General features: G+C 44.8%; 22 protein-coding genes. 7 read left to right on the top strand and 15 right to left on the bottom strand.

Annotation, left to right across the window (positions count from 1 at the left end; all coding sequences use genetic code 11):
- Positions 1–364 precede the first annotated feature (364 nt).
- A complete protein-coding gene (locus JGK39_RS23225) occupies positions 365–967 on the bottom strand; it encodes a superoxide dismutase (RefSeq protein WP_293250920.1) in 603 nt (200 codons plus the stop codon).
- A gap of 372 nt (positions 968–1,339) precedes the next feature.
- Here JGK39_RS23225 and JGK39_RS23220 point away from each other — a divergent pair, with 372 nt between their 5' ends.
- The gene (locus JGK39_RS23220) at positions 1,340–1,879 is read left to right on the top strand and encodes a phosphate-starvation-inducible PsiE family protein (protein ID WP_293176458.1); all 540 of its coding nucleotides are present in this window, start codon (positions 1,340–1,342) and stop codon (positions 1,877–1,879) included.
- 240 nt (positions 1,880–2,119) lie between these two features.
- Here the strand turns inward: JGK39_RS23220 and JGK39_RS23215 are convergent, their stop codons facing one another.
- Together JGK39_RS23215 and JGK39_RS23210 are read right to left on the bottom strand one after the other, a co-directional pair.
- On the bottom strand, positions 2,120–2,671 hold the full coding sequence (locus tag JGK39_RS23215; protein ID WP_293202762.1) for a peroxiredoxin: 552 nt from the start codon (positions 2,669–2,671) through the stop codon (positions 2,120–2,122).
- 79 nt (positions 2,672–2,750) lie between these two features.
- A complete protein-coding gene (locus JGK39_RS23210) occupies positions 2,751–3,998 on the bottom strand; it encodes a transposase (protein ID WP_293216870.1) in 1,248 nt (415 codons plus the stop codon).
- A 480-nt stretch (positions 3,999–4,478) separates the two neighbouring features.
- On the opposite strand from JGK39_RS23210, the gene JGK39_RS23205 reads away from it, so the two are divergent.
- Positions 4,479–5,807: a peptidylprolyl isomerase gene (locus JGK39_RS23205; RefSeq protein ID WP_293258764.1), complete on the top strand. Its 1,329-nt coding sequence runs from the start codon at positions 4,479–4,481 to the stop codon at positions 5,805–5,807.
- Positions 5,808–5,900: 93 nt separating this feature from the next.
- Here the strand turns inward: JGK39_RS23205 and JGK39_RS23200 are convergent, their stop codons facing one another.
- Positions 5,901–6,614 (bottom strand): tetratricopeptide repeat protein, encoded by a 714-nt coding sequence (locus tag JGK39_RS23200; RefSeq protein ID WP_293207348.1) that lies wholly within the window; start codon positions 6,612–6,614, stop codon positions 5,901–5,903.
- 619 nt (positions 6,615–7,233) lie between these two features.
- Between JGK39_RS23200 and JGK39_RS23195 the strand changes: the two genes are divergently transcribed.
- Positions 7,234–7,953: a pentapeptide repeat-containing protein gene (locus JGK39_RS23195; protein ID WP_293258762.1), complete on the top strand. Its 720-nt coding sequence runs from the start codon at positions 7,234–7,236 to the stop codon at positions 7,951–7,953.
- Between the two features lie 314 nt (positions 7,954–8,267).
- Here the strand turns inward: JGK39_RS23195 and JGK39_RS23190 are convergent, their stop codons facing one another.
- Positions 8,268–9,386: a tocopherol cyclase family protein gene (locus JGK39_RS23190; protein ID WP_293258759.1), complete on the bottom strand. Its 1,119-nt coding sequence runs from the start codon at positions 9,384–9,386 to the stop codon at positions 8,268–8,270.
- Positions 9,387–9,618: 232 nt separating this feature from the next.
- Between JGK39_RS23190 and JGK39_RS23185 the strand changes: the two genes are divergently transcribed.
- On the top strand, positions 9,619–10,200 hold the full coding sequence (locus JGK39_RS23185; protein ID WP_293258757.1) for an Npun_F5749 family FMN-dependent PPOX-type flavoprotein: 582 nt from the start codon (positions 9,619–9,621) through the stop codon (positions 10,198–10,200).
- Positions 10,201–10,420: 220 nt separating this feature from the next.
- Here the strand turns inward: JGK39_RS23185 and cysE are convergent, their stop codons facing one another.
- Positions 10,421–11,218: a serine O-acetyltransferase gene (gene cysE / locus JGK39_RS23180; RefSeq protein WP_293258755.1), complete on the bottom strand. Its 798-nt coding sequence runs from the start codon at positions 11,216–11,218 to the stop codon at positions 10,421–10,423.
- Positions 11,219–11,407: 189 nt separating this feature from the next.
- Positions 11,408–11,890, bottom strand: a complete 483-nt coding sequence (locus JGK39_RS23175) for a hypothetical protein (RefSeq protein WP_293258753.1) — start codon at positions 11,888–11,890, stop codon at positions 11,408–11,410.
- 575 nt (positions 11,891–12,465) lie between these two features.
- Between JGK39_RS23175 and mrdA the strand changes: the two genes are divergently transcribed.
- Positions 12,466–14,295: a penicillin-binding protein 2 gene (gene mrdA / locus JGK39_RS23170; protein WP_293258751.1), complete on the top strand. Its 1,830-nt coding sequence runs from the start codon at positions 12,466–12,468 to the stop codon at positions 14,293–14,295.
- 251 nt (positions 14,296–14,546) lie between these two features.
- On the opposite strand, the gene JGK39_RS23165 is transcribed toward mrdA, so the two are convergent.
- The 4 genes from JGK39_RS23165 to JGK39_RS23150 all read right to left on the bottom strand — a co-directional run bounded on the left by JGK39_RS23165 (position 14,547) and on the right by JGK39_RS23150 (position 19,049).
- On the bottom strand, positions 14,547–16,307 hold the full coding sequence (locus JGK39_RS23165; protein ID WP_293258749.1) for a DUF3352 domain-containing protein: 1,761 nt from the start codon (positions 16,305–16,307) through the stop codon (positions 14,547–14,549).
- Between the two features lie 14 nt (positions 16,308–16,321).
- On the bottom strand, positions 16,322–16,795 hold the full coding sequence (locus JGK39_RS23160) for a hypothetical protein (RefSeq protein ID WP_293258747.1): 474 nt from the start codon (positions 16,793–16,795) through the stop codon (positions 16,322–16,324).
- Positions 16,796–16,841: 46 nt separating this feature from the next.
- The gene (locus JGK39_RS23155; protein ID WP_293258745.1) at positions 16,842–17,690 is read right to left on the bottom strand and encodes an IS4 family transposase; all 849 of its coding nucleotides are present in this window, start codon (positions 17,688–17,690) and stop codon (positions 16,842–16,844) included.
- Between the two features lie 225 nt (positions 17,691–17,915).
- Entirely contained in the window at positions 17,916–19,049 is a 1,134-nt protein-coding gene (locus JGK39_RS23150; RefSeq protein ID WP_293258743.1) for a flagellar assembly protein H, read from the bottom strand.
- A 68-nt stretch (positions 19,050–19,117) separates the two neighbouring features.
- Here JGK39_RS23150 and JGK39_RS23145 point away from each other — a divergent pair, with 68 nt between their 5' ends.
- Both JGK39_RS23145 and JGK39_RS23140 read left to right on the top strand, forming a co-directional pair.
- On the top strand, positions 19,118–19,744 hold the full coding sequence (locus tag JGK39_RS23145; protein ID WP_293258741.1) for a Uma2 family endonuclease: 627 nt from the start codon (positions 19,118–19,120) through the stop codon (positions 19,742–19,744).
- Positions 19,745–19,746: 2 nt separating this feature from the next.
- Positions 19,747–19,941 carry a hypothetical protein gene (locus tag JGK39_RS23140; protein ID WP_293258739.1) on the top strand — a complete coding sequence of 65 codons (195 nt, stop codon included), beginning with the start codon at positions 19,747–19,749 and terminating at the stop codon, positions 19,939–19,941.
- Positions 19,942–19,980: 39 nt separating this feature from the next.
- Here the strand turns inward: JGK39_RS23140 and JGK39_RS23135 are convergent, their stop codons facing one another.
- The 4 genes from JGK39_RS23135 to JGK39_RS23120 all read right to left on the bottom strand — a co-directional run.
- Positions 19,981–21,267 (bottom strand): WG repeat-containing protein, encoded by a 1,287-nt coding sequence (locus JGK39_RS23135; protein ID WP_293258737.1) that lies wholly within the window; start codon positions 21,265–21,267, stop codon positions 19,981–19,983.
- A gap of 250 nt (positions 21,268–21,517) precedes the next feature.
- Positions 21,518–23,059, bottom strand: a complete 1,542-nt coding sequence (locus JGK39_RS23130; protein ID WP_293297536.1) for a hypothetical protein — start codon at positions 23,057–23,059, stop codon at positions 21,518–21,520.
- Between the two features lie 454 nt (positions 23,060–23,513).
- Complete coding sequence (locus tag JGK39_RS23125; protein ID WP_293262377.1) at positions 23,514–23,993, bottom strand: hypothetical protein; 480 nt, start codon at positions 23,991–23,993, stop codon at positions 23,514–23,516.
- 19 nt (positions 23,994–24,012) lie between these two features.
- The coding region (locus JGK39_RS23120) for a hypothetical protein (protein WP_293297533.1) at positions 24,013–24,363 on the bottom strand (351 nt) is incomplete at its 5' end.

The following is a 24,363-nucleotide window of genomic DNA, read 5'->3' as shown; positions in this document are numbered from 1 at the left end:
GTCAAGCCTATGGATTTGTTAATTTCGACAATTTTCGAGATCGACTATTAGCTTGCTTTTCTAATTAGCTTTTCTTATCACCGCAAACCCAGAAGACCCCCAATTACCAATTACCAATTACCCATTGGGCTCTCCTAGATTTGTGGTGAGAATTGTATCTCAAGCTACAAATATCTCCAGGTGCAAGTGTTGAAACTCATACCAGAATTCATATAGGCTTCACTTATCACTGAATATCCAGGAGAGCTACCCATTGCCGGTATTAGTAGCGAGAACTTCAGTCGTCGGAAACAAAAAATAAAGTCCTCACCACGAACTGATAAAAGTTCGTAGTGAGGACTTCAGTCCTCAGAATCCTATGATACTAAGCCGCAGCCAAATTTGCTGCTGCGAAATCCCAGTTAGCCAAATTGTCTAGGAAATTACCAATGTAATCGGGACGGCGATTTTGGAAATCCAAATAATAAGCGTGTTCCCACACATCCAAAGTCAGCAAAGGAGTTTGGCCGTGTGCTAGCGGGGTGTCAGCGTTAGCAGTTTTGGTAACTTTCAAAGTACCGTTGTCCAAAACCAGCCAAGCCCAGCCGCTGCCGAACTGAGTTGTCGCAGCAGCCTTAAATTCTTCTTTGAATTTGTCGAAGCTGCCAAAGTCGGCATTGATTTTATCAGCTAAAGCTCCTGTCGGAGTGCCGCCGCCGCCTGGTTTGAGGGAATTCCAAAAGAAATTGTGGTTCCAAACTTGACCTGCATTGTTGAAGATGCCGGCTTTGGATGGGTCTTTAGCAGATGCCGTCACAATTTCTTCGAGGGATTTGCTGGCTAGTTCGGTGCCTTCAATCAGTTTGTTGAGATTGGTCACGTAAGCAGCGTGGTGCTTGTCGTGGTGGAACGAAAAGGTGTTGGCCGACATATGACCTGACTCTAGGGCGTCAGCGGCGAAGGGTAATGGTGCTAGTGTAAATGCCATTGTGTTCAATCCTCTCTTGGTGGCTTTTTTGGGTTGACTTTCCGGCTTTTGTATGATTTGAGCCCTTAGTCGCTAGCTTGAGTTTATCAAGCTGTCGTAAATAATTTTTTACAGTTTTCATATTTTATCTCAGTTGCAGCATTTTAGAAGTTTGAATTCTACTTTTCACCAAATCTACTAATACCAGGTTTCACATAGCACAAACATTGCCTAAAAGTCAACCCGCCTGGGCAATATATAAAAGTTGGTAGGAAATTGTCACTAGACAGAATTTTAATGATGGTTATAAATAAATTAAACCTGTTTTTTATCAAATATAAGCTCAATTTAACTTAAGCTGTAAGCAAGTCCAACAAATTCCCGGAGCAGTCAATGGAAAACCGTTCAAATAACCAGACTAATTCCCCTCCTAAATGGTTGAATTTGAAACTAATAGTCAGCGGTCTGGAAACAGTTCAAGACTTAATTGTAATTTCTTTGTGTATTGGTTTGTTCTGTTTCATGGTACTCGAACTGCGAGAAATGTTTTTTTCGCTGCTGCCTCCTTTGAATTTTCAGGAAGTGACGGCCGACATTCTATTTTTATTGGTTTTGGTGGAATTGTTTCGGCTGCTAATTATTTACTTGCAAGAGCAGCGCGTTTCGATTGGCGTGGCGGTTGAAGTTTGTATTGTATCTGTTCTGCGAGAAGTTATAGTTCGGGGAGTTCTGGAAACTCCCTGGGTTCAAATATTGTCAACAGGCGCATTCTTGCTAGTTTTGGGAGTGTTGTTAGTAGTCCGAGTTTGGTTGCCGCCAACTTTTGAGGGAATTGACCCGGAACGCCGTTTTGCTAGCCGAAAAAGAAATCTTTCAGAGCCGGAATCTTCTTCAGAGCCTGTTGCTGTAAATAGCAAGTTCAATTCTCACTGATTGTGGCGGGACAGGCGATTTTAGATTTGCTCTACAGCTTGTCTCGTTACCAGGCATCATGTCCCCTAAAATAAGTAATATAAGGTTTGTAGTGAGGACTTTAGTCCTTATAAACTCATGAAGAAGGACTAAAGTCCTCACTACTAACCTATTTTTACGGTGATTATTTACAATCCTGAAGAAGGACTAAAGTCCTCACTACGAACCTATTTGATTGCGGTGATTCGAGGTGACACAATATTAGCTGTTAGTCTGCAATTCGCCTAAACGAGCTAACACTTCTTTGGAGTGAATGGCGGGATTAACTTTAACAAATGTTTCCCGCAAAATTCCTTCAGGGTCAATAATAAAACTGTGCCGGGAAGAGATAAAACTCATCCAAGAACCGTAAGCTTTACTTATTTTGCCGTCGGTATCTGCTAATAGCGGAAATTTCAAACCTTCAGAATCACAAAATTCTGCGTGGGAGTTGACATCATCAGCGCTGATGCCGATGATTTGAGTGTTTTTTGCTAAGTATTTCGGCAAGTCTTGCTGGAATCGACGCGCTTCGATCGTACAACCGGATGTAAAATCTTTGGGATAGAAGTAGACTACCAGCCACTTCCCGCGATAATCGGACAGCGAGATTTGCCCGTCGCCGCTGTTGGTCGGTAAGCTAAAGTCTGGTGCGGCTTGATTCACTGCCGGCAGCTTGCCGCCGAGGGCTAAGGCTGGAGGGGCAAAATTGAAACTCAGAAAGGCTAGACAAATTGCCAATAAAGTGCTAAAAAACTTGCGCCGGGAAATCATAAATTAACAAGTAGAACTGTACTTAACACAAGTTTACAGTTTTCTGATTAAATGGGTAGGGGCAATTCGCGAATTGCTTCTAATAGTGACATACTCCTACACTGACGCTCGTACAGTACAGTGTAGGCTTCTCAGCGACTCCAGCTATTGCTTCGGACGTTAACTGAGCTTTAAGAACGGAATGCCCTACCGCTCTGTTTTTGATATTTATTGCTGCATTATGGTCGCGGTCAAGACTACATCCACAATGGGGGCAGTCGTGCCATCTCTCATGTAGCTTCTTAGGAACTTTAACGCCACAAGTAGAACAATCTTGACTTGTACCAGACGCTTTAACAGGGATAACCAACAAACCAGCATTTTCGGCTTTGTTTGTCAGTATCGACAGAAAGCTTGACCATCCGGCATCAAGAACAGATTTTGCCAACCATGTACGCGCAAGTCCTTTGACATTCAAATCTTCAACCGCGACAACATCATATTTTTTCAACAAGTTGTTAGCAGTTTTGAAATGAAAATCTTTACGTTTGTCAGCAACTTTTTTATGCTGCTTGCCCAACTGTTTTACCGTTTTTAATCTTCGATTGCTTCCTTTTTTACGACGGGAAACACGCTTCTGAATAACTTTTAAACGTTTTTGAGATTTGCGATAATGTTGAGGTATAGCAACAGTTTTACCCTCAGAAGTTGTCAAAAACTCCTTTAAGCCAACATCGATACCAGTTATTAAATCTGGATTGAAATCTGGTTTAATTGTTGGCACTGTCGCATCTTCCAGGCTGAGGGTTAAATAGTAACCGTCAGCTTTTTTAGTGACAGAAGCAGTTTTGATTTTGAAACCATTCGGAATGGAACGATGCAAAACAACCTTAACTTTTCCAAACATCGGAAGATTGATTAAATTGTTTTGCAAGCATCCATCCTTCATTTGAGGATAGGTAAAGGTTCTGTAGTGGTTGCGAGACTTAAATCTTGGTCTGCCACTACGTTTTCCGTTACTGTCACCCTTCAAGAATCTATCAAAAGTTACCTTGACTCTCTTGACAATATCCTGAAGAACCTGCGAGTAAATTTCGCCATACCAAGGATGAGTTTTCTTGAGGTTAGGTAGTGTTTTCTTTTGACTGTAGTAATCGGGATTGTCCCGTAATTCTGGAAGGTGACAAACAAGAGGACAAGCATTGATAGGACAACGATTTTGCTCGTACCAGTTAAATCTATCTGCCAACAAATAGTTATATTGAGCGCAAAGCATAGACAACCACCTGTCTAATTCTATTGCTTGTTGTTTGCCTGGGCGTAATTTGTACTGGTATGCCGTCCTCATTTGCTTTTACCTCCTGTTACCACTATGGTAGCATGATTGTGTAACCATTGTGTAGCCACATGAAAAATAAACAATTAAGATTAAGGATGTCTGAGCGACGTTTCCATAAGTTACGGCTATATGCTGTTCAATCCGATAAGACAATGACTCAAGTCATTGAAGAGCTGATTGACTCATTGCCAACATCAAAGATTGGCAATGAGTCACCGACCGACATCGCTAATTGAACTGCGTTCAATATTGCTCGTCGGTCAATTCCTCATTGCCTCGCATTCATCCCACACTAACCTGAGTACAGGTATGGTGTGGGGATTCTGCTGTGCTTGCTAAATCTGAGTTACCCACCCCTTTGATGATTCGGTGTTTAAAACCGCTTTTATACAGAGGATGCCCGCTTCTGCTGGCTAGGAAATAAAGGGAACATTTAGCCAGGATTTGGTATCAAACCGAAATATCACTTACTCAAATAGCAATTTACTTATGAGCGCTGCACTCCCGTTAACAGGCAAAGTTACAGTAGTCCAGGTAATTAATGGTCAACCGGTGACGATCGAAGTAGATGGCACTAATGCGCCGATTACTGGGGGAAATTTTGTTGATTTAGTTGAACGTGGCACCTACGATGGGGTGATGTTTCACCGAGTTGTGCGCCAGCCGGATCCTTTTGTGGTGCAAGGGGGCGATCCGCGCAGCAAGGATACTAGCATTCCGGCGGGTCAATTGGGAACGGGTAATTTTATCGATCCGGATACTAATCAGGCGCGTTTTATTCCTTTGGAAATCAAGCCGCAAGGGGCGGCACAGCCAGTTTACAACCAAGTTGTCACGCAAAAGCCACAGTTGCCTCACACGAAAGGGGCGGTGGCAATGGCTCGTTCTAATAGTGGTTTAAATACGGCTTCTTCGCAGTTCTATTTTACTTTGGATGCTTTGCCGTTTTTGGATGGCAATTATGCTGTTTTTGGCAATGTAATTCAAGGTTTTGAGACGGTTAATGCGGTGCAGCAGGGCGATCGCATTTCGAGTGCCAAAGTTGTTGCAGGGATTGTCCCCAGTCGGGTTTCGAGTATTATTCCCAATGCTGCTGTGTTGAATAGTTTTGTGAATAATACTAATTTTGTAAATCTGCCTTTGCGATCGCTCAACTTGCCTAATACCCCGAACAACTATCAAGTCACTGCCCAAGACTCTCAGCAAAACCCCGCTGGCGTGCGCGGAGGTAGCGCAAACGATCGCATTATCGGTTCATCGATTGATGATGCCATTAACGGCAGCCAAGGCAATGATACTATTACGGGCGAAGCAGGCGACGACTTTCTCAGAGGCGGTAAAGGTAACGATGTAATTAGCGGCGGTGTTGGCAACGAAATTATCAACGGAAATCTGGGCGACGATACTCTCAATGGCGATGCTGGTAACGACTTTTTGAGAGGTGGTAAAGGGAATGACGTGCTAATTGGTGGCGATGGCAATGATATTTTGATTGGAGATGCAGGCAACGATACTCTCACTGGCGGAGGGGGTGCAGATAATTTTGTTTTGATAGCAGGTGATGGAGAAACAGATATAATTACTGATTTTATATCTGCCCAGGGCGATCGCATTGGGATTGGGGGAACCAGTTTGTCAAACATCGCATTCACTCAATCTGGAAGCAACACTTTAATTCAATTTGGCGGGGCTACTGTGGCTACTGTTCAAAATGCCACCCCCGCAGCAGTTCAAAGCGCTGCTTTTGCAATTAACTTTTCTACTATTTCCCGTCCCAATGACTTGCCTGTGGGCGACGCGGCCTTCAGAATTGGCTGATTTTAACAAGACTGATGCCATAATTAGAGGTTTAGGGTGCGCAGTGCGCACCTTACAAAATTATATATTTCCGATTCCCATTCCCAAATTCAATTAATAACATAATTTTCTCAGTTTAGAGACAGCATCTTGATAGCAATCCATTCTCGCTTGCTGCTTAAACAGCCCTGCCGATTTCTGAAAATCCTCAAATGCTCCTTGAACTTCTCTCAATTTATATCTAGTCACTCCTCGGTTGAAGTAAGCTTTGGCAAAATTGCGATCGAGGCGAATTGCTGATTCAAAATCAGCTAGTGCTGCGAGGGAATTTTCCATTTGCAAGTGGATAGTGCCTCGGTTAAAGTAAGCTTGAGCCAAATTGGGGTTGAGCATCAGTGCTGAGTTGTAATCTGCGATCGCCCCAGCATAATCTTTTGAGCCAGCTAGCATAAACGCCCGATTGTTGTAATACTTGGCTCGATAGGGATTGAGTTCGATGGCGGTAGTTAAATCGGCGATCGCAGACTGTTTGTCGCCTAATCTGTAGCGGGCAACACCGCGATCGTTGTAAGCTGGTGCGAATTGCGGATTAATGTTTATTGTGGCGGTGAAATTTTTAATCGCAGCGTGCAAGTCCTTTTGTTCGAGACTTTTTAAACCTGCACTGTAAACCTTCTTGGTGCTAACGTCTAAATTTGCCTCTTGTCGCGCTTGGGCTTGCTCGCCCGAAAATACTTTACCTGAAGTATTGGCGAATCCCAAAAATTCGATCGAATTGAAAATAGTTGTGACAGCTAATTGACTCGGGAGAAAGGGGATAGTACGCATGGGAGGGCGGGTGTTTAACTGTATGCTCTAATTTTCTTGCATCTTTCAGCTACTGACAGTGATATCCGTACTCTCGGGGAGGTGATAAGTTTGAGGAGATTTGGTGATGCTCGGGGATTGATTTGTGTGATGACAGTTGGGTTTAGTTCGTGACGCCAGTCACAACCAAGGATAATTGCGTCTATAAACCGCTAAATTTCGTAGTTTTAAGCGAACTGAACAATTTATTTTTGCTAGCCAGATTCACCAGAGAAAGAGGGAGAGAGGAAGAGGTTGAGAATATTTGACGCTGGAGGAGAATAGTTTATTAAAATATACAATTTAAATGGGCAACAGCTTCTTGCATTGTCGCAATATATGCTATCAGTAAATTCCGATCGCACTTGCGAGCATCTGATACCGGGTTTAGGGAAAAAATTCTCTGACACCGACGCATCTGTGAAGCAACCAGTTTTCTAGGTAAGAGGATTCACCCGCGACTGGCCGAGTTAAGTTGGGTGCTGGGCTAAGGGCGATCGACATTTCACTGATATTTTTGAGTAATATTGTCGGTGAAAGTTACCGATTCTTTGGTATGCTTTGATTACACATCAAGAATCTATTGCCAAAATTAGTCTCAATGAAAAGAGTTCTGAGGTTAAAAACTTTAGCAGCGGCAGTATTGGCGATCGTCCTGTTCACTCTCTACTTAACACCTCCGGTTCTGGCCGCGAATGCGGAGGATCTGAGTCAGCTATTAAAAGATAATTGGTGCGTCAGCTTTCTGTGGAAGCAATGCGATTTAAGCGCTGCCGATTTGCGAGAAGCTAATCTGCAAGAAGCCAACTTGAGCGGCGCCAACTTGAGCGGTGCCAACTTGAGCGGCGCTAATTTAAAAAATGCTGACCTTTCTGACGCAGATCTCAGCGGCGCCAATTTAGCAAATGCTGATATTTTGGGTACGGATCTCAGTCGAGCAAATTTGACCGAAGCTAATTTCAACCGCACAAAATTGTGGGATGCCAATCTGACTTTGGCAAATCTGAGTCGCGCCAATTTACAAGATGCTAATTTGTTGGATTCGAGACTTTGGGGAAGCAATCTCACCGAAGCTAATTTAACTGATGCGACCCTGCACGGTGCTGATTTGCAATATGCTAATCTGGCAGACACTAATTTGACAAATGCTGACTTGCACAGCTTCTTTTTCCGAGGTTCCAAACAAGTCACAAATCTGAGCAATGCTAATCTAGAAGGCGCTAATTTAACCGGAGCAAATCTCAGAGGTGCGGTGCTGAATGGGGCAATAATGCCCGACGGTTCTATTAATAATGAAGAAATGGGCTTTAATTTAAAGTAAAGTCGGTCTGAATACAGTTGGCAGTTGGCAGTTGGCAGTTGACTCCAAAAGCAGTTGGCAATTGACAGTTGACTCCAAAAGCAGTTGGCTCCGAAAGCAGTTGGCAGTTGGCAGTTACTACTAATCACTAATCACTAATAATTACTACTGGTACCAAATCCGGGTTAGATATCCCGATCGAACGGGCGCGGTTGAAACCGCGTCTATAAAAACAAAGTGTCCTCGGCCGACGGTCGAAATAAAGGGAGTCGGAAACCCGGATTTAAAATGACTAATGACTAATGACTAATGACTGCTGACTACTGACTGATGGCTTAATTCGATCGCCAAACTGCATCCCACGGCCCGCCGCCAACTTCCAAACCAGCCAAAGAGCTTTGAGCCTCTAAGATAATTTTAGAGCGCTGCTTGCCATTTTTTTCAACATTTTGGTCCAACAATTCTCGCAGTTGCAAGCGCAATTCGCCGTGCGTCGTATCCCGGCAGCAAAAAGCCAAGCCATTGACTGTAGGAGTTCGCACATAGGTGCCAGAATTCTTTGTACTGCCACTTAACTCTATTTCAAACTGGCTGTTTCTCGCCTGCATTTTCCAGCTTCCCCAAGGTTCAATATTCCAAGTGACTTGGGAATTCCAAGGCACAAATTCGTAGAATTTGCCTCGGTAATGGATGCCAATCATTGCTACCGATTCCATCCACCACAGCACGCCCCGCTTGCCACCGCCAGCAGTTAAAGCTAAATCACTTTCGCCTTGAAAACAATTGCAATTTATCCAAAACCACTTCTGGGGAAAAGCACCGCCCCAGTTTTTTTCGCTGTAAGCGGGAGCGTCTTTAAATTCATAGCGTTCGCCGTTCCAATCGATCCAACCCGTGGCTAAACCGTGAGCCATTAAAATTTGCCATCCAGGCTCAAACACTGGCAGAAAAGATAGCATTCCTGCGGTGGATTTTTGGAGTTCGTCGGAGTTTCCCCAGCCGTAAATTGGTTGGATTTCGTACTGCCAAAAACAGTGATTGCCAGTTCCTGGATCGTGCAGATAACCTTGATTTAAGGTAGCAGTAGCTTGATAGCCTTCTTCGACGCGGCTGTCGAATACTTGCGGTTCTAAATATTCTGGTTTAATTTGTAAATCTGTTTTGCGCCAATGTCCTAAACCCAAGGTGTCTCGGTGCGCCCAAAACTTATTTACGTCGGGGAAGGTGCGGCACAAATAGCTATCTTTGGGGCCGAGAATTTGGGCTGCACCGCCGCTGTATGGTTGACCGCCTCTGGGATCTTCGATGGAATACATGAAGGCAAAGGATTGTCCGTGAATTGGTAATGTTATTCGGTAGTACCAGCCTTCAAAAAAGCGCCGGGAACTTCCGTCCCAATGGTAGCTGCTGTGGGGAGTTTCAATAGTTTTGATTTTTGAGTGTGGATTTGACATAAAATTACTAATATAAGAAAGGAGAGTCATTAGTCATTGGTCATTGGTCATTGGTCATTGGTCATTGGTCATTAGTCATTGGTCATTAGTCATTAACTAGAAGGAAGAAGCAGGCTTAGTACATTACCGATTACCGATTACCGATTACCGATTACCGATTACTAATTACCGATTACCAATTACCGATTACCAATTACCGATTACCGATTACCAATATAGTAGGATATTAATTATGTCTTTAGCACTTTGGCGATCGCCCTTGGCGCGATCGCTCCACCGCAACCGCAGTCTTGTTTATGCCCGCTACTTGCAGCTAGCAACGGTTCGCGCTGACGGGCGTCCGGCGAACCGCACTGTGGTGTTTCGAGGCTTTTTGGAAAACACCAACCACTTAAAGTTTATTACAGATATTCGCAGTCAAAAGGCAGAGGAAATTAATCTCTGTCCTTGGGGGGAGATTTGCTGGTATTTTCCTAAAACTCGCGAACAATTTCGGATTGCTGGAAAGCTAGTTTTGGTAGGGGCAAATTGTTCTGATGCAGAGTTGTGCGCTGCGCGCCGCACAGCTTGGCAGGAGCTTTCTGAGGCGGCGCGGGTGCAGTTTGCTTGGCCGAATCCGGGGGAAAACAAGGCTGAGGCTACTGCTTTTGATTGTGCTTCTGCAGATGCGATCGCTCCGCTACCTAATTTTTGCTTGCTGCTTTTGGAGGCGGAAACGGTTGATTTGTTGGAGTTGCGGGGGGAACCGCAGAACCGATCGCTCTACGGGCGCGACGGGGAGGGAAATTGGTTTGTGCGATCGGTCAATCCCTGAAAAAGAAGTCATTAGTCATTAGTCAGCAGTCATTAGTCATTAGTTATTAGTCAGCAGTCAGTAGTCATTAGTTATTAGTCATCAGTTAACAGTTAACAGTCACCAATTCCCTGCGCGGGCCAATTCCCTATGCCCAATTCCCTATGCCCTATGCCCTGCACGGCCCAATGCCCAATGCCCAATTACCTATGCCCAATTCCCTATGCCCAATGCCCTATTTTTAGATGCCGGTGCCGTCGAAAAATTCTTGAATTGCTTTATCTTTTAACTGACAAGCGGTGGCAACAGCTAATTGGTTTTTTTCAGCTACAGCTACATGACTGGTTTGATTTAAAGTTGGGAATGCTGAATGAAAATCGGAAACAGAAGTTAATGAGGCAGATGGTTGAGGAATCAAACTTTTTAGTTGCTGTTCGAGGGATTCGATACGATCGACTAAAGAGCGAATTACCGCAGCTTCTGAATCCGGCAAACTGCCGTGTTCTAGGGGATTGACGCGCACTCCCGATCGATAAACGATGCGGCCGGGAATCCCTACAACGGTGCAGTCAGACGGTACGTCGCGGAGGACGACGGAACCGGCGCCGATGCGAACGTTGTTGCCAATTAGCAGGTTCCCGAGTACCTTGGCGCCGGCACCGACAACTACATTTTCGCCGACGGTAGGGTGACGTTTGCCGCTTTCCTTGCCTGTGCCGCCGAGGGTGACGCCTTGATAAATTAGGGCAAAATCGCCGATAATCGCGGTTTCGCCGATTACAACCCCCATACCGTGGTCGATGAAGACGCTTTTGCCGATCGTTGCCCCGGGGTGAATTTCAATGCCGGTCAAAAAGCGAGCAATGTGGGAAATTAAGCGGGGAATGAAGGGAAGGCCCAGTACGTAAAGCCAGTGTGCGAGGCGGTGCAGCACTAGGGCCTGAAGACCTGGGTAACAAAACAAAACTTCCAGCCAGTTGCGAGCGGCGGGATCGCGATCGAAAATTATACTGAAGTCAGCTCTAAGAGTCTTTAGCACTTTCGGATTTACCAATTTTGGTTAAACACGGCACTTTCGATCTTACATTTTACTCGACGGGGGAAGTTATTGACCGATCGCCAGATTGGGGGAGTGGGAGATTGGGGGAGTGTCTCAGGGGGAGATTGGGCGAGATTGGGGGAGAATCTGAGGATATTCGATTGTCGGCATCCAACAGCGCCCTGGGTTCTATTCCTGTACAGAGATCGTATAGTTAGACTTGACTCCGGGTTCGAGAGTGCCGACCCAAATTTTGTATGAGCCTGCTTGCCAGTCTGAATCTACAATGCCAGCATCTTTATTCTGTCCTGTATCGTCTCCGCAGCGCAAGGTGTTACCGGGGCCTTGTACGAGTAAGGTGGTGTCTTTGCCTCCGCTGTTGACTTGGATGGTGAGTTTGTCCAAGTTTTGCTGCAAGACTATGATGTGATCGGGAGTGGGGGTGGCAAAACCCAAACATTTGTTTTTGTGGCGATCGGCGTTGGCAATGGCAGATAGAGAGTACGATCCGCCTGTGGAACCTCTCAAAGCTGCTGTTGGGGCCCCAAAACCTCGCGATAAAATTAATGTGCCGAAATTGGCTGTTTCTGCTAAAACTGGGTGGGTGGCGATCGCACAAGTCGCAGCCAAGATCGCAGCGTTTTTGAAATGAGTTCGCGGATTAAACAACATGGCAATACTCCTGGCGTCACAACTTAAAATCACAACTCAGAATTTACCCATCGCAGCCCCAAGAATCCGAACTAGGAGAGGAAGAACATTTTTTTTTAATTGGTTCAAAATCTCTTGGTTTCTTTTCTTTATTTTTATCAGAACAACACCTGTGCGATCGCCCTTCCTCGTGCCACTCCCAGTTCTGCCACACGGGCGATGCTCGCAGCCCCAATTGTACGGTGTCAAGATGATAAATTTGATACTGCTTGCCTTTGTATTGGGAATTGCTTCCCTATTCGCCGAGGTTTTGCTATTGTTACCTAGGAGTCTATCTGGCTGGCTCCATTTCCCGGTTTGGCTCAGCCTAACTTTGATTTTGCTGGCTATTTCTTGGTGCTTGGGCGATTAGTTTGCAGCGATCGGTGACGAGTTATTAGTTATTCTAAAGCCAATTATCAATCTTTCCGCTTCGCCCAACGGTCAATTCCCGTTAGTGCAGCTTGCAGCTATGGGAGCACCCCCGGTGTGATGATGTATACTGCAAAATTGACAATCAGGACTCTAAAATCTAGGATTTGACATCTACCTATAGAATGATGCAACGAGAAATTTCTGCGCTCACTGAATTTCGCTCGAATGACAAAACTCTGCTGGAAACTCCTAAGAAACAGTCGCGTCCGATACACCGGGCGATCGTGTTAATGCTGGTGGCAACGGGTTTGCTATGCCTGCACGCTAGTCGGCTGGTGGAATTGCAACTGATACAAGGCAAGCAAAACCGAGAACGAGCCGAAAACAATCGCGTTCGCCTAGTACCTATGCCGGCGAATCGCGGACACATTGTCGATCGCAAAGGCAAGCTGCTAGCGGCAAACAATTTAGCTCGATCGGTCTATTTGTGGCCGAAAGAACAAACGCCGGAAGAGTGGAAAGTAACAGCAGAAAAGCTGAGTCCGCTGCTAAAAATCCCGGCTAAAGAAATATTAGAGAAATTAAAAAAAGTCGATCCTCTATCCTACAGACCGGTGCGGATCAAGCAAGCGATGCCGCCAGAGGTGTTTGTGCCGCTAGCAGAACAGGTGGGACAAATGCGGGGAGTGGAAGTGCGGCCCGAAGCAAACCGCTACTATCCCGAAGGCAGTTTGGCGGCTCACGTTCTCGGGTATATTGGCGAAGCTACCGCAGATGACTTGAAAGCTCACCCGGAATATCCGATGGGGATGATTGTCGGTCAGATGGGCATAGAAGCGAGTTCTAACAAGGAAATTGCGGGAGTGTGGGGCGATCGGCTGATCGAAGTAAATGCCCAAAATCAAGAATTGCGGCTGATGGGAGAGACACCGCCCACTCCCGGCGAGGCAGTGCAGCTAACCATAGACTTGTCCATGCAAAAAGCAGCCGAAACAGCGCTGGGGAACCGCCGGGGAGCAGTAGTAGCCCTTGATGTAAAAACCGGCGCGGTATTAGTTTTGGCCAGCCACCCGACTTTTGACCCCAATCTGTTTACGCGAAAAATCACTAAGGATGATTGGGCAACTCTTCAAGAGGAAGAAAATCCATTTGTGAATAGAACCATGCAAGGCTACCCCCCCGGCAGCACGTTTAAAATTGTGACTTCCGTCGCGGGGATGGAGTCGGGCAAGTTTTCGCCGGACTCAATTATTGGTACTTCGTCTTACATTACTGTGGGGGGAATTGATTTTAACGAACACAGCGGCGGTTACGGCAACATCGGTTTTCGGGATGCCTTGGCTTTCAGCAGCAATACGTTTTTTTATCAAATCGGGATGAGTATCGGGCCGGACGAAATTGCTAAGTGGGGACACCGCTTGGGCATTGGCAAGGATACGGATTTGAAGCTTTTGGGGCTAGGGGGCGGCGATCACGGTCAAATGCCGACGCCGGCAGAGAAGGAAAAAATCTATAAAGAACCTTGGTATGCTGGTGATACGGTCACGATGTCGATCGGTCAAGGGTTCGTGTTGGTGACTCCTTTGGAGGCGGCGGTGATGACAAGTTCGATCGCCAATGGTGGTAATCGAGTCAAGCCGCATCTTTTGACTTCTCTGACTGGTAAACCCGAGACAAAACCAGTACCTACGGGGATGAAACCTTCGACAGTTAATGTGATTAAAGAAGGACTCGCGGCAGTAGTTACCGACGGTACGGGACGGGGGCTCAATGACGGTTCAATTCCACTAACGGCGGGCAAAACGGGGACTTCGGAGGTGATCGGACAGAAGGATCACTCGCTGTATGTGGCCTATGGGCCTGCTGACAAGCCAGAAATTGCGATCGCCGTGGTTGTGGAAAATGGCGGTTTTGGTTCTGTTGCCGCGGCCCCGATCGCGAAAGAGGTCTTTCAAGCCTATTTTGGCAAGCCGAAAACACCACCCAACCCTCAGCAATCAAACGGTTTGTAGTAAGGACTTCAGTCCTTTCTCTGAATTTTAAGAGGAAGGACTAAAGTCCGAACGATCGAACCTTAGTCATCCCCAGTTTGTAGTAAGGACTTCAGTCCTTCCTCTGAATTTTAAGAGGAAGGACTAAAGTCCGAACGATCGAACCTCAGTCATCCCCAGTTTGTAGTAAGGACTTCAGTCCTTTCTCTAAATTTTAAGAGGCAGGACTAAAGTCCGAACGATCGAACCTTTAAACGGAATTTGATTGATGACTAATTCAGCCGCATAAATATTGTAGCTTTGCGAATTCCTGCGACTTCTCCCGTACTGGTGACAGTGAGCGATCGCAAGTGGTCAAAAAGTGGTCTTGCAGAAAGTTCAATTAACCTCAACAGCGGGATTTGTTTTTCCCAAATTGCTCTGCTGGAGGGCCAGTCTAAATAAAAATAGCCGTCGTTAGCTGGCGGCAGCGGTTCGATGCTGGTTTGAAAATCTTGATTTGCCACCAAAGAGCCTGTTTCGGCTGCTTTGAGTGCTGCGTCCATTGCTTCTACTGAAGTCGTGAAAATTTCGTATTTCCCCACAGTGGCTCGGACTCCTTTTGCCTCGGTTTCGATCGCACTTTTGCTCTTATTTTCTCGATCGTAACTCTGGCTCGTTGTCAACTGCGTCCAAGCGGTAATTTTCTGGTTTCTGAGAGTAAAGCTGCCGATGCTGTATTCTTTGCTGCGGGCAATTTCATCGAGTTTGTCGATCGCCTGTTGGGAATCAGCAGATTTCTCGGCTGCAAAAATCCAGTCAGGAGTGTTTGACGAACTCGGAACCACTGCTAAAGCGTATTCTCCTTGTACCCAGTTAAATATATCCTGCGGCAAATTGACGCCCCAATTTTGCTGAAGATCTGCGATCGCGCGATCGGCTAATTTTGAAGCCTCTGCGTTAGTTGACACCGCCGATGACAAATCACCCCAAAAATTCCTTAAATCGGTGCTGGCAACGGCAAAAGGGCTGTCTGAGGGAATGTATTGCAAGGCTTTGACTGGTTCCGAGAGTGTTGGAGAAGCTGTGTTTTCTCCGGATGTCACCAAAGCAGTTTGGGCCAGCAATCCCCGTCGGTTGACTCCGACAGCAACTGCGAGGGAATTCGGGGAAACTAAGGGATTTTGCTCGGTGGCTGGCTGCGGGAGATTGACAAATCCTAAAGCTATTCTGCCTTGAGTTAGCTGCTGCAAAGCTTTTTGATAGTTAGGACTGTTGTTGAGATTTAAGTTGGCTGATTCTACATTATTAATTGCATCTCGCAGCACGTTCGGACTGTTGGCAAATAACACAAAACTCAGGTTATTTCCCGAATCCGAACTGCTGCCGATTGCAGCCGTCGCGAAGCTGCGCGGCAAAGTTGAATTCGGTAGAGACAGCGGATTGAAAGGCGAAATCTGAGATGTTTTTTTATTGGCTGTGGGTGGTTTTTTATAATTAATTTTTACGCCTTTATATAGTTCCGACTGCACAGTTTTGTCCTTACGAGATTGTTTTTGCCAGTAGGAGTCGAGAAATTGTTGGCTGCGATCGGCATTTTGGGAAGAAACCGCCAGCAGAAACCCGGTTTGTTTGCCGTTGTTGAGTTCGCGCTCGAAATCAGGATTGGTTGCGGCGAGGGTAATTTCGTCACCTATCCAAGGTTGGATATCTCGACTGTAATCCAGGCCAGTATTGGCGAGGAGGCTTTTTTTGATTTGCTCGAATTCAGCGTGCGATCGGCTTCTTTCTTGGGGAGACGCAAAGATTTGCCGCAATGCTTCGAGGCGATCGGGATTTACCAGCATAGAAGCCAACAAAGGTGCTTGTTTCGAGACAAACACAGCCGCAGCCGGAGTAGTTGTCGGCCCGCCCGCGAGCAAATTTAGGGGAGTTTTGGTTGACAGCCAGTAAAAACCGCCTGCACCCAAGGCTAAGAGTGCCAAGACGCCAGCAATGAGGAAAGAAAAGAACGATCGCAGCTTCATAAAACAAGGACTAATGACAAATGGCACTGAAAAAGGCTTAATCACGTTCGCAGTTTAGCTTTCAAGACAGAGCGAGGTTCCTGCATTCGAGGATACGGTTTCGGCCGAAGTTTCAAAACTAAGGGTTCAGAACGCTCAGGTCGAATCGTGAGTAAATTAGTTACCACCTGTTCCAAAAGTAATTGACGCCATTGGATCTGTTGACGTTTTCCTGTAGTTGCCAACAGCGTCAATAATAGATTAAACTGCTGCCTAGTTGACTGGAATGAGAGTTGAAAAACTGTATTTTTTGACGAAGATGCAGCCTGCCACATAATGGTACGCAATAAGGTGTAAGCTAACAAGTGTACCCAGATTTCTTTTCTGACCATCACCGGAGTTTTCGCTGTTAACATCTCCATTTTTAACGTTGTTTTGAGATAGCGTAAATTGACTTCTGCTGCCGACCAACGTAATCCATATAAAGCAGTCAACTTTTCAACAGTATACCGTTTGGCATCCACCAATGTTGTCACTACAATTATCCGCTCATCTCTAAAACCACGGCGCTTAATTCGCTCTTCATACTTCTCGGACGATGAAACTAGACGGTAATGCCTCGAATTCCTCAATAGTCATATGGTTGGGACACTGCCGGGGCTTATTCCAGACGACTGTATGGTCGCCAATTCCCAACTTCTTTCCCCGTCTAAAGTCAGTTTTGCGGAGATGATTTTTACGGAAGACAGCATCTGCGCCTCGCTCTTTTACTAAGACTAAATCGACATAATTACCATAAGCTTGATCCGCCAATATCACATCGTCGGGGACTAAATTTCCATAAATCAAACGGCTCATCACAATCTCACTGGTTGCCAAGGATGCTATACCAGCGGATACCACAGCGCCAGTCAGCAATGAAAAAAGTACCACTATTTTAGCGATGGGAAATCCACACCCTGGTTTTTGATTACTGTGTTGCGGATATTCGGCTTGATTTTCATGAGTATCACTCATCAACACTGTTGTTCCATCTAATACCCGCACTCGTCGTCCACACCATTGTTGTTTTATGGGAACTTCCTTTTCTAGGGCTTCTGCGACTATTGGTACTAACTGTTGAACGAGTTTTTCTGGCAGTCGTTTACGAGCTTTACTGTACGCCCCGGTATCAGAAGAAGGAGACTTGACTCCGGCTGCACTCAGCCACGTACTCATCCGCTTCACGGCTTGACTCAAACTTTTGTCGGGATCGAGTACCTGGGATACCATCGCCCACAAGGTGACTATCGGTGTGTAGATGCTTTGGTAGTAGGTGATTTTCTCCCCAGCTAGAAGCGAATGGACTAACTTTTCTGGCAGCAGTTTCTCCCAAGGTGAGGCAACGCTCTGTAAAAATTGTTGTTTGAGAATAGACGCACGATTTGGCATAATAAAGAGAGATTTTTTGATTTGTAAGGCAATGATCTATATATAGATTGCCTTACAGATTTTTTTTTGGTCACTTTTTCAGTGCCATTTGACTAATGACCACAGTCTACTATTAACTACAGTAGCGCATGACCGCAGCTATTGACACCTGCAAAATATAGAGGCGGTGTCTGTGAGAAACCGCCCCAATATTGACAGGCGATTGCCCGTCAGTTTATTTTGTTTTTAAGTCAATGATTGTGCCAATCTAGCCATCAGTTCTTCAATCGATAATTGAGGCAATTCTGCCAACAGCGATGATAAATTGTCTGGAGATAAAGCCAGCAGATTAGGGATGAGATTTACCGGGAGTTCTTCTAATTGTCCCGATTGAATGAATGATTTTTCCAGAACTTTTTGTGCCAGCAAATTTTGCACTTGTTGGTGTTCATTCTGTCCCGCAGGCAGAGTAGATAATTGCACTAACAGCAAGGTGAACTCGGCAACAGCCAAAGCCGAAATCGGTAGAATTAATGCGACAGTTCGCGGGTCTAACTCCCCAAATCTAACTTGCAAAAAACTCTCCAAAATCATCCGCTGTCCTTCTTCCCGGCCTTGTTCCCGGCCTTGTTCTCTGCCTTCTTCCTGACCTTGTTGTTTTGCTGCTTCTAAATGTTGTTGAAAAAGAGGTGCGATCGCCATAACTAACTCCTGATCTTCATCATCCCGTGCGGGAATAGGTGGTGTATTCGCTTGCAAATTGGCCTGCAAGATGTACAATAATTGTAGCGCGTTAGTTCGGAGTGGATTATCCACAGGCAATGCACTCAATTCTGCGATCGCCTGTTCCTGTACCCGCCCCCGGCCCAACATCCGCAACCACATCGTCTGTGGGCCTCTCGGTAGCTGGTGAATCGCGATTAGCCCGACTCTCCAAACCTCAGTTAAAAAATAAACTCCTTTCCCCCAGCCCTCTGACTCTTCGGGAGCCCGAAAACCAAAACTGTCCAGTAAAAGTTCCGAAGCAGTGGGAGTTAAAATCCACAACGTCGGTAATTGTCTTTCTTTTAAACGCTGGTCTTCTCGATTAGCCACCCGCCCCAGTTGGGCCCTACTATTTAATAGTTTTACCACACAACTGAAGATTTCCTCAGTATTAACCGGATTGCGAAACGGCTCAATCACAGCTATAGTGGCAGCCACCTGACCCAATAAACCCAAACTTTGGAGGTATTCGGCCTCAGAAGAAGTTGGTTGAAACCAGACATCAATTTCTCTAACTTCAGCGGTGACAGCTTTGCTCGTTTCTACTTGTCCGAGAGGGGATAATAACTCTTGAAGGTATTCTTTAGCAAACTGGTCGTGGGGAAACTTAGTCATAAAGTCAATGTTTTGCACTCCCTGCTATTTTACACAAACAAATAGTCACAAATAAAAAAACAACTCAAATGTTAACAATATCAACTTCCTGTGAACAAAGAGTTTTATTGCCAAATATCAGTTGGAAATTATATGAAGATTTGCTCGCGGAACTGGGAAACCAACGTTCCACCAGAATTGCATATCATCAAGGTCAATTAGAAATTATGGTGCCGGTACCGGAACATGAAAATCGCAACAGACTGATCGATCGCCTAATTGTCACTCTCATCGAAGAACTAAATCTTGAGTACAACCCATTTGGTTCGATGACTATTAAGAAACGCAAAAAATCTGCGGGAAAAGAACCAGATTCGTGCTATTATATCCAGAATGAAGCACTGGTCAGAGGCAGAACAAAATTAGACTTTGCTCTCGATCCGGCCCCAGATTTAGCACTGGAAATTGATATTACCAGCATTTCCTTAAATCAATTCGATTTATATGCAGATTTAGGCGTACCCGAAATCTGGCGCTACGACAAACGAAGCATCAAGTTTTATCAATTGCAAAATGGCGAATATGCCGAGTGCGATTTTTCCGTAGCTTTCCCGATGCTACCGACGGCAAAAGTTGACGAATTTATCGATCGCACTCAAACAGCAGGCGCAACCGCAGCAGTGCGAGAATTGCGGGAATGGGTGAGGAATAGGTAATTGTGAGTCTACCAACTCTTAACGTGCGATCGGCCTTTAACGTCAACGACAATCAGAGATATCGCACAAAACTGGACTGTGCGGGCGATCGGATCGCTCTTTACGCCCTAACACTCGCCCTTGATTATCTGTGGCTGTTACAATCAGGATGTTGTTTTCAAGGGCGTATTGTCACAAACAAGGACGATCGCCCGTAATTGAGAAAGTGCGATCGCCTGCTGGAGTCGCTCTATTTTTTAACTTCTCTTGTTGACAATCTTTTGTTTCACACCTACGATCGCAATTCCTCGATCGAAGAGCCCAGCCCGATCGAATTTGATCTCGATTACTATCTTTCCTGTCTTATCAATATATCCCGATTTCTTATTAAGGTCTACCAGCGCTAGCCCCTCCGAAAATTCACTAATTGCGTCAAATTTAGGTTCAATTAAATATTTTCCGGTCTTGTCGATCAAGCCTCGTTTGTCATTAACTTCCACGCCAGCCGACCCATCAGAGAAATTTTCCGCCCCCGAAAATTGAGGCGAAATTACAAACTTTCCTGTTTTGTCAATATAGCCGTATAGTCCATTTTCACTACTTTTGATAGCTGCTAAACCTTCAGAAAATTCCCTGCCAGACTTAAACTGAGGTGGGATAACCAATTTTCCAGACAAGTCAATATAACCCCATTTTCCACCGATTTCTACTGCCGCTAGCCCTTCGGAAAAATTGTTAGCACGATCGAATTGGAACCCAGTGATATACTCACCTGACGAATTGATATATCCCCATTTAATAGCATTCCTAGCCTCACAATCGAGAGCAGACATAGAAACTCTTGCTCGTCCATTATAAAATTCCTCAGTTATGGCAAACTTAAAAGGAATAACAACCTTTCCCATTTTATTAATATACCCCCACTTTCCACCAGTAACACCTCCCATATAGCAACGTTGACCTCCCATACCCACTCGCATCAGTCCGTCTTTAAACTCAGCAGGATCGCCGATCCCTCCATGATTGTCGCTGTTATAAATGTAGTCGAAATTCGGTGCAGCGATATAATTGCCTGTTTTGTCAATTAAGCCATATTTTTGTTTGACTTCTACAACTGCTATTCCTTCTAAAAATTTTGTAGCGTAATCAAAGTGAGGTGGAATTACGTAACTTCCCTGTTTGTTAATGTAACCATATTTGTTGTCGACCATAACCATTGCTATTCCTTGTGAAAATCTAGTAGCGTAATCAAATTCATGTGGTATGACCAGTTTGCCAGTTTTGTCTATATAACCTGATTTGTTGTTACTTTCGAGTGTGGCCACAGCTAACCCTTCTGAAAAATTGCTACTACCACCCTCAAATAGAAGTTCAATGACCACTTTACCTGTTCGATCGATGTATTTTACTTTATTGTCAAGTCGCACTAAGGCTAACCCTTCTGAAAAATCACTAATCAAATCAAATTGAGGTTCCACCACATACTTACCAGTTTTGTCAATCAAACCAAACTTCTCAACTTCTGATTCGAGATTTTCAGACATAGCGATTTGAGTCATGAGTAAGAACACAATAACTAAACTCAAGTAAAGTATAAACCGAATTTCTTTCAAGATTAGCATCGTAATTCCACCAATTAATTTTACTTACAGCAGACAGATTCCAGGTAAGTAGGTACTAGCAGAGATAGACGACACAGTAGTAGCGTTTTCTGGAAGCGATTGATCGCTTGACGGGTGTACTTCATAAACGTGGAATCTGCTGTAAAGTCTGCAATTGTTCGATAGTCAAAGCCTAGGATTTGGGAATATTTGCAATTGTTCGATAGTCAAAGCCTAGGATTTGGGATGGGCTAAGAGGTTTTGTGTTAGGGGGTTGTTTGCTGGTATTTGTGAGGTAGCCAACTTGCTGACGAATCTGATCCCTGCTTAGATTTACTCCATTCGCTATATAGCCAATACTTATAGATAAACGATCTAGTGTGACTTTATCCACTAATTCTGCCATATGCTCCTGATAGTTTTTAACAAAGTCATTGTACTGATCGCCATTTTTGTAAAGCTGTAAGTTGTATTGACCATTAATTATCCCAGATTTCAACCAGTTGAGAACATCTTGATTTTGATCGTTCAATGCGTAACGAAGTAGGTTAGCTGAAATGCTAAATTTGGTACTAGAAAGTGCTTTTTTGAGATTAGTCAGATTCTTAGTTAATGCCCGTTGAATCCAGCTTTTATCGTTGGAATCTTTGTCAGCGGTGATTGTTGAGCGATGCAAAGTGGCAACCTCTGCTTCTGCGGCCTTGGGAATTCCCAGGCGATCGTCAAAAATAATTCCCTTCACAAAACTACCATATTTGTTAATGAAGTCCGTAGCTATATTTTGCAACTCACCCCACACACTCGGATGCAGGAGGTCTACATAGGAAAAGCCACCATCACCTTTATAACTCAGCACAGCATTCTTATCGGGTACGCCGCTGTAACGAGCCTTTTTAGCCGCTTTATACATCGGGCTAGAAGGTGCTGCTAGCCCAGTCCCCTCAAACCAACCAATTACGTCAATGTTTCTCGGTTTATTGGGATTTGCTTTGTTGTATTTATCGAGTTCATCTTTAAACTCGGCAAATACATCTTGACCAGATAAACCAGGAATCATATTTCCCAGCCCATCCCCGTATCTAAAAGTAGTCCCCTGTGTAGATAGCACGTTCATGTAGACTTTTTTGATCGATGGATTGTTGATGATATCTCGAAATATTTGGCGTCTTTTTTCCGGTGTTGTATTCAATGTACCAGTATAAGACAGCCAATAAGAGCCTATATCTTTAGGAGGCCATCCCGATTGTGGAGGAGTAGCACCAAACGGATTCCCAGCAAACTTGTCCGCAATATTTGGGTTGTAAGCTATCGGCAGTTCAAAAAGCTCTTTACTCGGCTGTGGCTGTTGCTTCTTCGGAGGCTTAGTCAAATCCACAGGCCCATTCTTCTGTGGCTTATTCAACCGCGGCACATCCCCAAATTTCGGCAAATCATTAGTCTGCCCCGTTTTCTTCGGATCGAACCCTCCCCTTTTCGACTCAGACTCACTCGGCAAATACTTACCATCTTTCCAACTAGACTTCGACCAACTTTCACTCCAATCATTTCTCCCATCATCCCAAACAGTCCCGCTACGAGTCCAACTCCAACTGCTGCCATTACTCGTATAAACATTCCTTTTATTCACCGATTCCGAATCGTAACCACTTATCGTCTCACTCCAACTGTAACCTCCCTTAAAGTAAGACTTGGTGTAACTCGAAGTCCAACTAGAATACTTGGAAACGTCACTCACTACCCCCTTACTATCGTAACTGCTGTCCCTCAACCATTTTTCGTAACTCGAACTGCCCTTCTCTTCTTTTCCACCATCTTTGTAAGTTGTGACTGTCTGTGAATTACGAGTAGTTGAGGTATCGCTACTGTTAGATGAATTGCTATTGTTGCCCTCGGTACTGCGATTACTTTTACTCGCGGTTATTGTCGATTCATCGCTGTTACTTTTGGTGGTATAAGTATCAGCTTTGTACTCGCTATCCCACTGCTGCTGATTTTCCGAATAGCTTTCACTTTCGTTTTTAGAACTGGGTTTTCCGGCACTGTTGCTGCTGGAAGAGTTTGATTTGTTGATTGATGTTTGATAATTTTATTGTAGATTTTCGATCGCCCGAAACAGAAAATTACCTCAAAACGGGGCTCGATTATTTGCAATTTGTGCACGAGTGCGAGCGGGAGATGCAAATTTAAAGTTAATCCGTGTCGTAATCAAGATCCTCCCACTCACCCCATTCATCCTTACACCATCCCAAACTACGCCAATACCCATGACTATCGGATTGTTTTTCAAAAACAAATTCAAGGAGGCTCTCACCTGTTTTTAAGCATAAACGCTTTTTGCTAGTCATGTCGAACAAAAATAGAGTAAGACTAACGTGAAAAATATTTTCCCCACTTTCAGTTCCTACCATACCCCCGCCAATAACAGCCGACCATGCTGTATGATATAAAGGAGCATTTTCTTTTTCTTCACTCCAAATCCATCTATTGAATGATGGGGAATGTGAATATTTGATATTTAAGTTGATTTCAGGATCGCGGTGAAAATCCTGTCCCAGAAAATTTTGAAAATCATCAAGGATTCCATCAATAATTTCCTGCCAAATTTCTTGGGGATATACTTCAGGGTATTTCCCTGCATTCCAAAGCTTTTGTTCGAGAATTGGATTCATATTTTGACCTCCAAGATACTCATTTACTGATTTCCAAATAATTGGGGCTATTCATCCATCTATTAGGAGAGACAGGCGTTCCTGCTTTGACTCGACCGCCTGGAAATCTACTGATTCCGCTACGACCATATGCAGTGATGACGCGAGTAAAATCATTATTTTGAGTGATAACTACGTTCCCATCCTTATAGAATACAGTAACTTGCCGACCATTATCATTTATCCCGATAAACACACGCTCTGGTTTGTTGATGATATCTGCTTGTAGGTGCTGGTAGTGCCCTGAAGGAAAGGATCGGAGTAAGCTATAATTAGAGAAGTGTTTCCCATAGCGTGATATGACATTAGAAATTAGTTGCCCTAATTGTTG

Source organism: Microcoleus sp. PH2017_12_PCY_D_A (assembly GCF_020738565.1).
Lineage (GTDB): Bacteria > Cyanobacteriota > Cyanobacteriia > Cyanobacteriales > Microcoleaceae > Microcoleus.
This window is presented reverse-complemented; position numbering and strand designations above follow the sequence as displayed.